The sequence below is a fragment of the Micromonospora sp. bgisy143 genome (assembly GCF_057708145.1).
The window spans coordinates 430,024-443,300 of the sequence record NZ_JBYIRN010000001.1; the positions used below are offsets into that span (position 1 = coordinate 430,024).

At 68.9% G+C, this 13,277-nt stretch carries 12 protein-coding genes; 6 read left to right on the top strand and 6 right to left on the bottom strand.

Annotation, left to right across the window (positions count from 1 at the left end; translation table 11 throughout):
* Positions 1 to 72 precede the first annotated feature (72 nt).
* Positions 73 to 441, top strand: coding sequence for a DUF4267 domain-containing protein (locus AC3EN4_RS02035; protein WP_435204246.1), 369 nt, complete (start codon positions 73 to 75; stop codon positions 439 to 441).
* 169 nt (positions 442 to 610) lie between these two features.
* Here the strand turns inward: AC3EN4_RS02035 and AC3EN4_RS02040 are convergent, their stop codons facing one another.
* From AC3EN4_RS02040 to AC3EN4_RS02050, 3 genes are all read right to left on the bottom strand, one after another.
* Positions 611 to 5,596, bottom strand: coding sequence for a carbohydrate-binding protein (locus tag AC3EN4_RS02040; RefSeq protein WP_435204247.1), 4,986 nt, complete (start codon positions 5,594 to 5,596; stop codon positions 611 to 613).
* Between the two features lie 94 nt (positions 5,597 to 5,690).
* The gene (locus AC3EN4_RS02045) at positions 5,691 to 6,083 is read right to left on the bottom strand and encodes a hypothetical protein (RefSeq protein ID WP_435204248.1); all 393 of its coding nucleotides are present in this window, start codon (positions 6,081 to 6,083) and stop codon (positions 5,691 to 5,693) included.
* Positions 6,080 to 6,406: a hypothetical protein gene (locus AC3EN4_RS02050; RefSeq protein ID WP_435204249.1), complete on the bottom strand. Its 327-nt coding sequence runs from the start codon at positions 6,404 to 6,406 to the stop codon at positions 6,080 to 6,082. Before AC3EN4_RS02050 ends, AC3EN4_RS02045 begins: the two co-directional genes overlap by 4 nt.
* Before the next feature lie 509 nt (positions 6,407 to 6,915).
* Between AC3EN4_RS02050 and AC3EN4_RS02055 the strand changes: the two genes are divergently transcribed.
* The 3 genes from AC3EN4_RS02055 (at position 6,916) to AC3EN4_RS02065 (ending at position 8,898) form a co-directional block, all read left to right on the top strand.
* Positions 6,916 to 7,812 carry a TIR domain-containing protein gene (locus AC3EN4_RS02055; RefSeq protein ID WP_435204250.1) on the top strand — a complete coding sequence of 299 codons (897 nt, stop codon included), beginning with the start codon at positions 6,916 to 6,918 and terminating at the stop codon, positions 7,810 to 7,812.
* 181 nt (positions 7,813 to 7,993) lie between these two features.
* Positions 7,994 to 8,278, top strand: coding sequence for a hypothetical protein (locus AC3EN4_RS02060; RefSeq protein WP_435204251.1), 285 nt, complete (start codon positions 7,994 to 7,996; stop codon positions 8,276 to 8,278).
* A gap of 437 nt (positions 8,279 to 8,715) precedes the next feature.
* Positions 8,716 to 8,898 carry a hypothetical protein gene (locus AC3EN4_RS02065; protein WP_435204252.1) on the top strand — a complete coding sequence of 61 codons (183 nt, stop codon included), beginning with the start codon at positions 8,716 to 8,718 and terminating at the stop codon, positions 8,896 to 8,898.
* Between the two features lie 687 nt (positions 8,899 to 9,585).
* Here the strand turns inward: AC3EN4_RS02065 and AC3EN4_RS02070 are convergent.
* Entirely contained in the window at positions 9,586 to 9,813 is a 228-nt protein-coding gene (locus AC3EN4_RS02070; RefSeq protein WP_435204253.1) for a winged helix-turn-helix domain-containing protein, read from the bottom strand.
* Between the two features lie 434 nt (positions 9,814 to 10,247).
* Between AC3EN4_RS02070 and AC3EN4_RS02075 the strand changes: the two genes are divergently transcribed.
* Entirely contained in the window at positions 10,248 to 10,508 is a 261-nt protein-coding gene (locus AC3EN4_RS02075) for a hypothetical protein (protein ID WP_435204254.1), read from the top strand.
* 80 nt (positions 10,509 to 10,588) lie between these two features.
* Here AC3EN4_RS02075 and AC3EN4_RS02080 read toward each other — a convergent pair whose 3' ends face one another.
* Positions 10,589 to 11,533: a zinc metalloprotease gene (locus AC3EN4_RS02080; protein WP_435204255.1), complete on the bottom strand. Its 945-nt coding sequence runs from the start codon at positions 11,531 to 11,533 to the stop codon at positions 10,589 to 10,591.
* Between the two features lie 218 nt (positions 11,534 to 11,751).
* Here AC3EN4_RS02080 and AC3EN4_RS02085 point away from each other — a divergent pair, with 218 nt between their 5' ends.
* Positions 11,752 to 12,414: a tetratricopeptide repeat protein gene (locus tag AC3EN4_RS02085; protein ID WP_435204256.1), complete on the top strand. Its 663-nt coding sequence runs from the start codon at positions 11,752 to 11,754 to the stop codon at positions 12,412 to 12,414.
* A gap of 5 nt (positions 12,415 to 12,419) precedes the next feature.
* Here the strand turns inward: AC3EN4_RS02085 and AC3EN4_RS02090 are convergent, their stop codons facing one another.
* Entirely contained in the window at positions 12,420 to 13,172 is a 753-nt protein-coding gene (locus AC3EN4_RS02090) for a TIGR03089 family protein (protein WP_435204257.1), read from the bottom strand.
* Positions 13,173 to 13,277 lie beyond the last annotated feature (105 nt).

The window sequence follows — 13,277 nt, forward strand, 5'->3', positions numbered from 1 at the left end:
CCGCTAGCGATTCTGCCGATGCTCTGCTAGCGTCGCTCACATACCTAGCGGCGCTAGAAATTGGAGCGGATCATGTTGTCACCCCTGGCCTACGGGCTCGCCGTCGTACTCAGCCTCTTCGTCGTCTTCATCGGGGCGCGGTTCCTGCTGGTCCCGCAGGCCGCAGCCGCCGGGTACGGCGTGCCGGCCCGGCCGGGCGACACCGCCTACCTGACGGTCAAAGGTCTGAAGGACCTCACCTTCGGGCTGCTCGGCCTCGCCCTGATCGCCTTCACCAACGCCGACGCGGTCGCGTGGTACATGCTGATCGTCGCGCTCGTCCCGCTGGGCGACACCCTCATCGTGCTCCGCAACGGCGGCACGAAGGCCGTAGCGTTCGGCATCCACTTCGCCACCGCCATGGTCGTCCTCCTCAACGCCGCCCTCCTCTTCGCCCTGTAAGGCCCCCCACCCCGCCCGACCGGGCCCCGGGCCTTGATCGACTCGACTTTCGGGAAGTCGGGGTGTCGGGGCGCTCGGGACACCCCGCCTTCCAGGAACCCGAGTCGATCAACGAACAAGCCGGCCCGGGACCAGCATCGGTCCCGGGCCGGCGTTCACACGGACCTGCCTACTTGATCAGCTTCCAGGGGCCGTTCGGGTCGCCCGGCTCCTGGCCGCGCGTCCACCACTTCGCCTCGTAGACGTGGCCCTTGAAGGACACCCGGTCACCGGCGGTGTACACCTTGGTCAGCGTCCAGGCGGCCGGGCTGTTGTCCGGCGGGGTCGGGGCGATCTCCTCCCAGGGGCCCTTACGGTCACCCGGCTTCTGGTTGCGGCTGTACCACTGGGCCCGCCACTTCCTGCCGTCGTACATCACGAAGTCGCCCGAGTTGAAGATCCGCGACGCGGTCCAGATCGCCGTACCGTCCTCGGCCATGGCGATTTCCTGCCACGCGCCGTTGGCGTCGGCGCCCGGCTTCTGGTTCTTCGTGTACCAGGAGGCCCGGAACACCCGACCCTGGTAGGTCACCCGGTCACCGTCGTTGTAGACCGTCGACGAACTCCACTCGGCCGGCAGGTTCACCGTCAGGGTGGCGGTGGCTTCGACCGGGGCCAGGTGGTCGTCACCCGGGTACGACGCGGTCAGCGTGTGCTGTCCGCCGGCCAGGCCCACCGGCAGGGTGAACGTCGCCGAGCCGTTGGTCAGCGTGGCCGAGCCGCGCACGGTCGCACCCTCGCGCAGCTCCACCGCCCCCGTGACCAGCGTGCTGCCGGCCGCGACCGTGACGGTCACCGTCGCCGCCGTACCCCAGTTGGTCGGGGTGGTGGTGACGGTCATCGTCGGGACCCGCTTGGCGGTGGTGAACACCGCCGGCTGAGCCACCGCCTCGCCGCCGTCGGCGCTGCGCGCGGACACGATCCAGCCGTACGAGGTGCCCGGCTGGAGCTTGTCCCACGTCGTCGTGGCGACGTCGTTCGAGGTCACCTCGTCGGTGCCGATCGTGCCGGCCGGCACGTACGCGGCGAGCGAGTCGGTGCTGAACGACGTCTTGCGGGTGGTGAGGTCCACCGGCAGGGTCAGGTTGTCCTCCGCGCCGTTGTAGCGCGGCTTGGTCTGGCTGCCGTCCTGGCGGATGTCGTACTCGGTCGCACCGAAGTTCTTCAGGAACGGCGAGTACGTGTCGATGTGCATCTCGGCCCGGTCCACGTCGAACTGGAGCAGCCGCAGGAAGCTCGCCCCGAACTGCAACCGGTCGGTGGCCTTGTGGTCCGGCGTGCCGTCGCCGTTGACGTCGATGGTGCCGTCCGGGGCGACCTGGTTGGGCCACAGCTCGGCGGCGGTGACCGTGTAGAACTGGTAGTCGGCCAGCAGCTCGACCACGTCGTGGCTGACCGTCACGCCGATCTTCGACTTCAGGTTGGTGCCGACGCCGTGTTCGTGGCCGGCGAGGACCAGGAAGACGTTCGGGTTGGTCTCGACGACCTGCTTGAACAGGGGCGAGCCGTCCGGAGCGGAGAAGTCCGCGCCGCGACCGTCGGGGTTGGCCGACGGCTTCAGGTAGTCGTGCGAGAGCAGGATCCCGTTGCGGTCCTTGTACCGCTTGAAGATCGAGTCGGCCCACTTGGCCTCGGCCGGCGTGACGCCGTACGACAGGCCGACCGCCACGAAGTCCAGGCCACCGGCGGAGAACAGCAGGTAGTTGTTCTGGTTGTCCCTGCCCGGGGTGACCGAGCCGTCGGCGTTCGTCTTCTCGTCCCAGGCGTGGTACTCGGTGCCCTTCGGCCAGGACTTCGCCGTCCCGTAGTACCGGTCGGCGCTGAAGGTACGGCTGAACCGCGAGGTCGGGCCGGTCTCGGCGCCCAGCTGGTCGTCGTGGTTACCGGCGATGACCTGGTTGACGACGCCGTTGTCGTCGAGGATCTTCTGGAAGCCCGAGGCGGTGGCGAGTTCCTTCTCCACCTGCTCGTGCAGGCCGGGCCACTTCAGCGAGCCGTCCGGGTTCTTGGCCAGCGGGTCGTAGTAGTCGTTCTCGATGACGTCACCGGTGTGCGCCGCGTACGCGATCTTGCGGCTGTCCGCGTTGTCGGCGATCCACTGCATCTGGTCGCGGTACGCGGCCGACCAGATCGCCTGCTCCTCGGCGGTCTCCACGTCGGAGGGCTCGGCGTTGCCGTCGAAGTCGTCGTACGTGCCGCCGGCCGCGCCCTCGGTGATGTACTGGGTGTCGGTGAAGTGCGCCAACGAGAAGTCGTACGACGCGGGGTCCTCGAAGCGGTCCTTGTCGTTCTGCGCCGTCGAGTCGCGCGGCGACAGGTCGTCGGCGAACGGGTCCTCGCCGGTGACCAGCACGTGCACCACACCGCCGTCGCGGTAACCGGCCTCGACCGGCGCGGTCAGGACGGTGTCCTGCCCGGCCTTACCCCGGGAGCTGGTCAGCACGACCCACTTCCCGGTCGCCGGGTTCCAGGCCCGCAGCGCCACGATCCGCGCCGGGTCGATGCCGCCCGACCAGCGCAGCGTCGGCTCCTGCTTGGTGGCGGCCAGCGGCAGGTCGTACCGCTGGAAGACCACCCCTCGGCTGGACGGGCTGTCGATGGTCGCGCCGTCGAGCGGACGCAGCGTGCTGACGTCCACGCTCCTGTCGTGCTGGACGTCGAGGGTGGTCGGCACGTCGGCCGCCTCGCCCTGGTAACCCTTGGTCGGCAGGACGACGTCGGCCTTGGTGAAGGTCGCGGTCAGCCCGACGCCCTCGGTGCCGGGAATCCGGGCGGACAGCTCCGCCGAGAGCGGGTCGGTGTTCTTGACCGTGGCGTTCAGCTCGGTCGGGACGTCCGGGATGCTGGCGCTGCTGAACCGCACCTCGCGGGTGGCGGTGTTGCCGAGCGCGTCGGTCGCCGTCATCGCGACGACGTGCTCGCCGGCCGGCAGACCGTGCCCGATCTGGTCGCCCTGCTTGACGACCGCGCCGTCGAGCGTGATGGTCGGCGTGCCGACCACGCCGCTGGCGTCCTTGACCGTGAGGTCGAGTGCCACGGTCGACGTCAGCCGCTGGCCGGCGGCCGGAACGCTGCTGGCGATCTCCGGGGCGGTGTTGTCGGTGGTGAACCGCCGCGTGGAGGTCTTGTCGCCGACGACCGCCTTGATGGTGTGGGTGCCGTCCGCGATCGTCGTGGTGTCCACGTCGGCGCGCTTGCCCAGCGCCGGCAGTGCCGAGCCGTCCTGGGCGGTGACGTCGAACAGGACCATCGTGGTGAGGACGCCGTTGAAGCTGCTGCCGCAGGTGCCGTCACCGAGGTACGTGGTGACGGGCGAGCCGGCCGGGTAGGTGGCCGAGCCGATGGTGACGGTGGTCTGCGCGACCGAGCGGGTCAATTTCGTGGCCTTCGCGCCGCTGGGCAGCAGCTCGAAGTCCCGCAGCGTGAAGTCGTCGTAGTTGTCGCAGCCGCCCGGCTTGGCGCTGCCGTGGTCGCTGCCCGCGACGAACTCCAGGGCGTTGACGCCCGGCACCAGCCACTCGTTCGGGAAGGTGAGGTCGGCGGTCTCCTTCTCCCACATGCCGATCTCCAGCGGGATGCCGTTGACCAGCACCTTGTTGTCGTACCCGTTGTCGCTGCCGTTGCCCCCGACGAACATCTTCAGGTGCGCGTCGCCGGCGGCGGCGAGGGTGTCGACGGTGCGCGTGGTCGGCGCGTCCGCGATGGTGAAGTGGAACTCGGCGTCCTTGTTCGGCCCGCAGGTGCCGTCGCCGAGCGCCAGGGACGCGGCGGTCGTCTCCGCCTTCGTCACGGTTGTGCCGCTGGTGGTGATCAGGTACGTGGTGCCGGGCGTCACCGTGCCCGCCGTGCTCAGGGTGAGGCTGGTGGCCTCCCGGGTGAGCTTGAAGTCGTCGTGGTTGGCGCAGGTGACGCCGTTGAGCGTGCCGTTGTAGTCGCCCGTCTTCACCTGGACGACGTTGTCGCCGAGGTGCAGGAACCGGTTCGGGAACGCCAGCTGCACGGCCTCCGCGCCGAGCGCGCCGTAGTCGCCGCCGAGGTCGACCCGGTGGCCGTTGACCAGGGCGTAGTTCTGGTAGCGCGCCTCGATCGAGTTGCCGGCCTCGACCGCGAGGCCGAGGGTGGCGGTGCCGGCAGCGAGGGTTTCCGCGTTCTCGGCCGGCTTGTCGTCGATCGCCAGCGACTCGACGCGGTCCTTGCCGCCGGACGCGAGCGCGGCGATGACCGGCTGGGTTCCGCGTACGCGGGCACCGTCACCGGGGGTGACCACCGCTGCGCCGGCCGGGGCGTTGTTGACGTCGACCGTCACGCTCGTCTTCGCGCCCGACAGGGCCGTCGCGCTGACGGTGTGCGTACCGTTGGTGAGCTTCGTGGTGTCGAGGTCGGCACGCAGGCCGGACGTGCTGCCCGGGGTGCCGGAGATGACGAAGGTGAGGTCCTGGTTGAGCAGCTTCGCCGAGCTGCCGCAGGTGCCGTCGCCGAAGTTGTAGCTGAACAGGTTCTGCTCGCCGTCGGCGACCACGCCGAGGAGGCTGAGGCTGATGCTGCTGAGCGCGTAGTCGTCGTAGTTGGGGCAGCGGCCACCCTCACCGTTCGGCAGCTCCTGGTAGCCGACGGCGGTCTTCGTGGTGGTGTCGACCCAGTTCGCTCCGGCGTGCACCGAGACGGTGTTCGGGCCGGGCTTCAGCCAGTCGCCGGGGAAGTCGAGGGTGCCAACCCGGCCGCCGGGGATGTCCGGGAAGTAGACCCGGTCGGCCTCGGCCGTGTGCCCGTTGACGGTGAGGTAGTTGCGGTAGCGGGCCTCGGTGCCGTTGCCGCCCATCTCGAACGCGAAGTGGGCCGTGCCGGCCGTCTTGTCGGCGGCGATCTTGTCGCCGTCGACCGCGAGCGTGGTCACGGAGTCGTTCTCGGTGACCGGCTCGACGACGACGGGCACCTTGCCCTCGACGTTCTGCCCGGCGCTCAGGTTGATCAGCGGCGTGGTGGCGCTGACCGGTACGGCCTCCGCTCCGGCGAGCGCCGGATGCAGGGTCGTCGCCGGTCCGGCGATGAGGACGAGCGCCATCGCGGACAGCAGTCCGCGTGTTCGCTTCCGGCGCGCACGTTTGTCGTGCGTCATGGCGGGGTTTTCTCCTTTGTTCGGTACGAGGAACAGCCGACGCCGTGATGCCGGCCGCGGCGGGCAGAGGGGGCCGCCCTGGTGGCGGCCGGTCTCAGGACGACGGTCGGACGCGGGTTGGCCGGCGGCGACGTACCTGGCGTCGGAGCAACGACCCGACGGCCGCGACAAGCAGCAGAGGGCCGACGGCCATCGCGGCCCGCCGGAGGGTGTTTTGGCCGTGGCCCGTGCCGCTGTGGGCAGCCGCTTGCGGTGGCGCGTCGCCGAGCACCCAGTCGTGGGAGTACGCGTCGAGGCCGTACACCTGGCGTTTGCCCTCGGGTCCGGTCGCCACCGTGCGGTACGCGGGGTCGAGGTCGGTCAGCATCCGGATCTCGATGCGGGCGACGCCGAGCGGGCCGGGGCAGGTGTAGTCGACGTCCACACCGGAATCGCTCGCCTTTCCGACGACGCCGGCGCACGCCTGACCGCCGCTGCTGACGGTCATCTGTGCTTGAGCAGGTAGTCCGCGAACAGCGGGGAGGCGGCGAGGACTGTCGCGTCCGTGTCCCGGGTGTCGACGGCACCGTCGAGTAGGACGCGGTCCTGCGGCAACAGGCCAAGGTGGACGCCGAGCACTGTCATCTCGTCTACGGCGCCTGGCTTCCAGGTCAGGTGCACCACGTCGGGACGGGCCGCGTCCGGCGCGATGGCCACGGTCTGCGGATAGCCGTACGGGTGGGCGTCGGCGGGTACCGCCGTGGCGAGCAGGGTGAGGGTGAACGCCGCCGAGATCACGACGCGGCGGGGCCACCGAGCTGGTGAGGGCATGCCAGCGCTCCGGTCTACAGGTGCTGTGGCACGCCGGTGGGCGCGGCCGTTCAGTGACCCTGCCGGCCGTTGGCGAACTCGCCAGGCGAGCTTGATGAGAAACGGGCGCAGCGAGGGTGAACAGTTAGTTGATCAACTGCGCCTTCCGGGGCACGCGCACGGGATAGCCGGCCGCTCAGGCGACGCTGAGCTTCCGGGATGGGATGCCGCTAACGCCTCTAGGCCAAGACTTGACCCCCGTCCGGGGGGAACGGACTCAATCTGGCGGCCGCTGCCGCCTGACGTTGTCGCGCGCAAAGAAGCAGGTGGCGGATGTCGTCGGTTGACTTCCAGGCCGACCTGGATCGAGGGCCGCGCTGCCTTTGGCTGCCTCGCTTCCTGATGCCTCGCTCACAAGCCGTCTGCGGCTGGTCCATCAGGAGCAGGTGACGTCTTGTCGGTATCGGCGGGTACGGTCTGGGCATCTTTGAACATTGAGCAGCTAGCGAGCGTCGAGCAAGGAGCGTCGTGTGACGGAGAAGAGGGATGGGGCTGATCCGCGCAAGGTGTTCGTCATCCACGGCCGGAACGAGGCAGCCAGGAGAGGACTCTTTGACTTCCTCCGCTCGATCGGGCTCGATCCGATCGAGTGGTCCGAGGCGATCCGCCTGACAGGCAAGGGTTCTCCGTACATCGGACAAGTGCTAGATGCCGCCTTCGGGGCGGCCCAGGCGGTGGTGGTGCTACAGACACCTGACGATGTGGCGTACCTGCACGAAAGTCTTACCTACATCGGGGACCCGGAATGCTCGCCTCAAATGCAGCCTCGACCGAACGTCCTCTTCGAAGCCGGTATGGCGATGGGCCGGGATGAGGACCGGACGGTGATCGTCGAGATGGGCCACGTCAAGGTCTTCAGCGATATTCACGGCAGGCATGCTGTCCGCCTCGACAACAGCGTCAAGAAACGGCAAGAACTCGCCCAACGTCTAGACACGGCCGGCTGCGTCGTGCGGCTGACCGGCACCGACTGGCACGAGGCGGGAGACCTTACCCCACCGGCCCCCCCGGGCGGCGGCTTGCCTCTCGGCAGGAAGCTTCCTTCCTCGAAGGCCACTGGCTTGCCTCGGCTTGAGGCCCGGTACATCGACAACGGACGCGGCAAGATCGATGCCGTTCAGATCACTAATCACGGCCCTGGCGACGTGTACGAGTTGGACGTGTCGGCAGACGAGGAGGCCGGGCTGATCCGCGAAAATGGCGAGTTCCCGCTCGTCCAATTGCCGCAAGGCAAGTCCATCCGCGTGCGGTGCTATCGGGCCGACTCGTTCGGCTCAACGCAGAAGTCGCACTTCTTCGTGACCATCACTGGCAAAACAGCCGACGGCACCCCCATCGACGTCAACGAGTTTGTGAGTGAGACCTGAAATGGAGATCCGAGTCAGTCTACCTCTGGATAATGACGGCTTCCTCCGTCGTCAGTGCCCCCACTGTAACGGTCTATTTAAATGGCACGACGGACCCGCAAACGAGGAGGCGGAGAACGCCGACGAACCCACTGGATACCACTGCCCACTCTGCGGCCGGCCCGCTGAGCCTGACCGCTGGTTGACCGACCAGCAGGTCGAATACATCGAGGGTGTGGCTACACCTGCGATTGCCCGCTATGCCGACGACCTCCTTCGGGACACTTTCAAGGGAATCAGCTCGAAGCACTTCAAGGTCAAGATGACCGGACACCTTGATGCCCCCGACGAGCCAGCTGCACTCGTAGAGCCGGACGACATGATGATCGTCGTCTCCCCGTGCCACTCCTACGAGCCTGTCAAGGTCCCGGAGGATGCGGACGGGCCGCTGCATTGCCTGATATGCGGGACGCAGTTCGCAGTGTAGGTAGCTGATCGTTGCAGACTCGTAGCGGACCATGCCGGAGAGCAGTCAATGCTTGGCAGCGTAGGTGTCGGACCAGGCCCGTAGGTCCTCTCGCCTGGTCGGTGTCGCCAGATTCGACCCGACGACCTCTTCGTCCAAAAGGAACGATCATCGCCCGTCTAAATGAGGTTGTGCGCCGGCTCACCTGCTTCGACAGTTCACGGGCGTCCACGGTCATCCACCGTTGCTAGCCGTCGTCGTCACCCAGATAGTCACTCAGGTCGTCGACCAGGTCCTCGTTGCTGTGGCGTGGCGTGAGGGGGTTTGTCGGCTCGCCGCCTTATTCTTCTCGTTGGTGTGGTTCGACTTCGCTCTTCTTCGGCGGCGGCCCCGGGCGTACCCGGATGCCGGTCGACCCCTGCGGGTCCCCGTAGGCGGTCGCCGAGCAAGGGGGAACGATGCCCGATTCACCCGAAGAGGGAGAGCACGCCTGCGTCCTCGAACGACTGGCCAGTGCCTGCGACGTCATTGCCGTTTTGATGGCGATGGCAGGCGACGAGGAGCCGGCCAGGATGGCGCAGCTCCTCGCCCTCACCCTGCGGCTTGCTGACATCTGCTGCTCCGCGGATAGCAAGCCGTAGGACCCGAGAGGGGCGTCGCTGCCAGCGGCGTCCCTCTCGTAACCTCATCCGTGATTAACATCTACCAAGTTACTGCGTTGCACTCTACTTTCGCGTCGTGACACGCGCTACCAGGACCGTCAGAAACGGGCAAGGTTGCTTGGAAGGGTTCTAGTAGTCCTCGACTTGGTCAACGCTTCCCTGACTCCCCCGTCAACAACTTCTTGATGCTGTGCTCGGCTCGGACTGTGACACACAAGCGAGTCTGAGGCCGGGGTGGGGATGTGGCGCGAGTAACCCGGGCAGGTCCCCGCCTGCCGGCAACGCCGGCCCGAGGGGCGGCAGAGGCTCCCGGGTTCAAGGGCGGCCCGTAGGCCGTCGCGTAGCGACGCGAAGCGGCCCCTGAGTTCGGAGGGGTCGCCTGCATCCTTTGCGCGCACCTAAACCGGCCAGCGGTGAGTCGCTCTACGACGCGGCGGTGCGACGGCCACCGCGCCCGGTCGGCTGCCGGCCCCCGAGCCTCGACTACTCTCGGCGCCAGCCGCCCGGCGTCAGGTGTGACGGCCGCAGAGCGACAGCGGCAGCGGCCGGCGCGCGCCCAGGCGGCGGCGCGTGCGGCACTTTGAGGGCCGCCTTGAGACACATGTACAGAATTCTTGAACCACGTCGCCGAGGCGCTTCCCCGCTAGGCCAAATGACGGGCTGTGGTCAGCCGCGAGCAGACTCAGCGACGAAGACGCCCCGACCCGGACGGCCAATCAAAACGCCCTGCTGCCGAAGGACCGCCACCGCCCGGTGGATCGTCGACACCGACACGTCGTAGTGGTCGGACAGCTGCTGAGTCGACGGAATCTTCGACCCGGGCTGGAACTCGCCCACCTCGATCCGCCTCAGCAGATCGTTGATCAACTCGTCCATGGTCGGCGGAATCGGCACGTGAAGGCCCCTTGCAGTCGGTTGGCCCTCCCAGTATCGAGCAACAGGTGAAAGAGCGGCAATAACTGACGCAGGAGAAGCAGGTGAGCAGCGGCAGCTAGATCCGACAGATAAGAGAGCGTTGACAGAGGTGATAGGTATCGGTAACGTCACTGTCGGTGATGCGGTGCTGCTGCGGTCGGTTGGCGCCTCTCGTACCGGTCTCGCATCGCCGCCGAGACCCCACCCTCCGCGCTCCCCCGGCGCGGCCCTGCTGCCGTACCGCCGATTGAGGCTGCGGTCGCAGGGTGGGGCGGTCTCCGCCGCCCGCAACCGGCGGAGGCCGCCCCCTCCACTTCGACGCGACCCGACGAAGGGCGGTCCCCCGTGCGCGACCCGATCCGCCGGCCGCTGGGCCGACGCAAGGAGCGACCACCGACGGCAAGTCACGACCGATGACCGAGCGCTGGGTGATCCACCTGCCGGTCACCGCGCCCGATCTGTTCCGGGCCCGGATTCTCGCGCGGACCGCCGCCCGCGTGCTGGCCCGGCTCAGTGCCCGCATCGAGCCGGGCGGGGTGACCGTGTCGGCCGAGGACCAGCAGGGCGTACGCCATTGGGTCTTCTGCGACCGACGGCTACCCGGCGGCGACCGCTGTGCCCTCCCGACCGACCACACCGCGCCCTGCTCCCGGCGGGCTCTCTTCCCGAGATGATCAAGAGGTTTGCGTCACCGATCAGCGCTCCGGTGACGCAAACCTCTTGATCAACGCGCTCAAGCTGCCAGGGGGCAGCGTCAGCCGGCGCGGAACGCTACCCAGGCGTCGCTCATCCGGTCCGCCTGGCCTGCGGTGAACATGTCCATGCAGGAGTCCTGCGTGTAGTCCATGAAGTTGTGGATCGGGTCCAGCCCGGGCGCGGTGCAGGAGTCTGCGCCCACCGGACAGTCGAACTGCGGGGCCGCCTCGCGCGGGGTGTCCGCCACGAAGTCGCCGGACGCGGAGCAGCCGTGCGCGAAGGTGTGCTCCAGCATCAGCCAGTGCCCGACCTCGTGGGTCAGCGTGTCACCGAGGGCGTACTTGCCGGCCGTGCCGCCCGGCATCGACTCGTCGAGCATCACCACGCCGTCGATGTAGTCGCGGCCGTTGTTGTAGCCCTTCGGGAAGTACGCCCAGCCGAGGAGCCCGCCGCCGATGTTGGCCGCGTACACGTTCAGGGTGCGGGAGTCGCCCGTGTAGAGCGCCTTCTTCATGTCGCGCTCGTTCTTGCCCGGCTCGACCGTGTACCAGGCGCTGTTCACCGTCCACGTCGTGTCGACGAGGTCGAACCGGAACGGCGTGTCGGAGGCGTCCGCTGCCGTACGACCCGCGTACGAGTCGTTGAGAACCGTCATCTGCGCCGCGATCAGGGTGTTCCACCTGGTCGTCTCGGCGGCAGTGAACGGGTGGTCGGAGACCATGTGGAAGACCGTCGGGATGGTGACGCTGCCGTTGGGCAGGCGCGGGGCGTCCTTGATCACGCCGTAGGCGTTGGCCTCGTTCTTCGAGTACAGCGCCGGCTCCTGGGCCGTCGCGCCCGCGGTGGCACGGGCGGCGCTGGACTCACCGGCGCAGGCGGCGACGCCCGGGGAGGTGGTCACGGGGGCGGCGGTGGCCAGCGCCCCGGACGCACCGCCGGAGGCCAGGAACGTGGCGGCGGTGGCGGTGAGGACCGCCAACCGGAAGGGGGATCTGCTCTGCATCGGTGCACCTTTCGGTGAGGGAGCGGTGCGATGTCGACGATGCCGTCGCTTCGGTATGAGAACACGCCGACGACGTCCACAAAAGCCCCTCTGAGCAGGGCAGATGGCGATGTAACGGAACCGGATCGGGCGGCGCTGATTGGGGTCGCTCCGCGCGGTTGTGGACCACTAGGCTGCTGATCCGGTACGCAGTGGCGATGCCAGGACGGGGGCGGCTGATGAATGCCGAAGATCGCATCGAACGGGCCCGGAAACTCTACGAACAGGCCGTGTACAGCGGCGAGGTCCGCGTACTGGCCGACGCCGAACGGGACCTGGACGCGGTGGAGGCCGACGCCGCGCTGGCCCGGGGGCGGATCCTGCACGCGCGGTACCTCGACGAACGCGCCCGGGGTGGCACGTCGCCCGTCGAGGACCCGGCCGAGCTGCCGCTCTTCGAGCGTGCGCGCGAGCTGTACCAGGCCCTCGCCGACACCCGCGGCCAGGCCGAGGCGCTGTTCTGGATCGGCTGCCTGCACCAGATCATCCGGCGCGACAACGAGACCGCGGTTCCGCACTTCGAGAGGTCCCGCCACCTGGCGGCGCAGGTCGGCGACCGGTCGACCGAGGCCGAGGCGCTGCGTCACCTGGGCATCGCGGCGCACCTGGCCGGTCGGCTGGATGAGGCGCGCGAGCGGCTGGAGGAGTCGTCACGGCTGCGCCGGGAGATCGGAGCGCTGCCGGGCGTGGCCGCCAACATGGTCGGGCTGGCCTACGTCGCCGCCGCGCAGGACCGCCACGCGGACGCGCTCGCGACCCTCGACGAGGCGTACGCCATCGCGCATGCGCACGGCGCCCACGCCGTCGTGCGGCAGATCGAACAGGCGAGAACGCAGGTCTAGGCAGGTCAGAGGATCCGGGTGACCTGCTCGGCGGCGACGACGGCGTCCCGGCGGGCCGGGTCGAGGTTGGCGCTGATGACCACCGACGCGCCCGCCGACAGCGGCGCGAGCAACCACTTCAGCGGCTGCTCGTGCTCGGCCGCGTCGACCAGCAGCCGATCGCCGGCCCGCAGGTCGAGCATCCCGGCGACCTCCCGGGCGAGCGCGCCCCACTGGCCGTAGGTCGTGCCGTCCGCGCTGGCCGCATCGGTCGGGCGGATGGCGGTGTGGTCGGGCGTGACATCGGGGTGGCGAAGCACCTCGGCGGACCAGTCCAACCAGCCCAGCGGCACGTCGGCGAGCCGGCCCGGCCCGGTGCCGACCAGGTAGCGGTGCGGCGCGTCCGGCACGTCCTCCAACCAGTCGTCCTGCCGCTCGGGGGTCACGAAGACCGCGTCGAACGGCCGGTCGCCGCCGGGCTCCAGCAACGGCAGGCCCGCCGTGGCGCGCGGCCGGAACGACACCGCCAGGCCGCACGCCCACGCCCCCAACAACACCGCTGCGGTACGCCAGTGCGGCGGCAGTAACACCGCTACGCGGCTGCCGGGGCCAAGCCCGCAGCCGTCCCGCAGCAGGCTCGCGCTGCGCGCGGACCACGCGCCGACCTGCTGGGCGGTGAGGTCGACGCGCTCACCGGTCGCCTCGTCGCGATAGCTGAGCAGCGGGCTCTCGGTGGCGGTGGGCGGGACCGTCAGGTCGGCCGTGGCGTGTGGCTGCATCCGCGTGCTCCCGGTGGTGACGACGTCCGCACCACCCTACGCAACGACTTAGGTCGCCGTCCCCGTCGGCCGATGGCCGTAGCGGCTGGCCGGATGGCTCGCGCA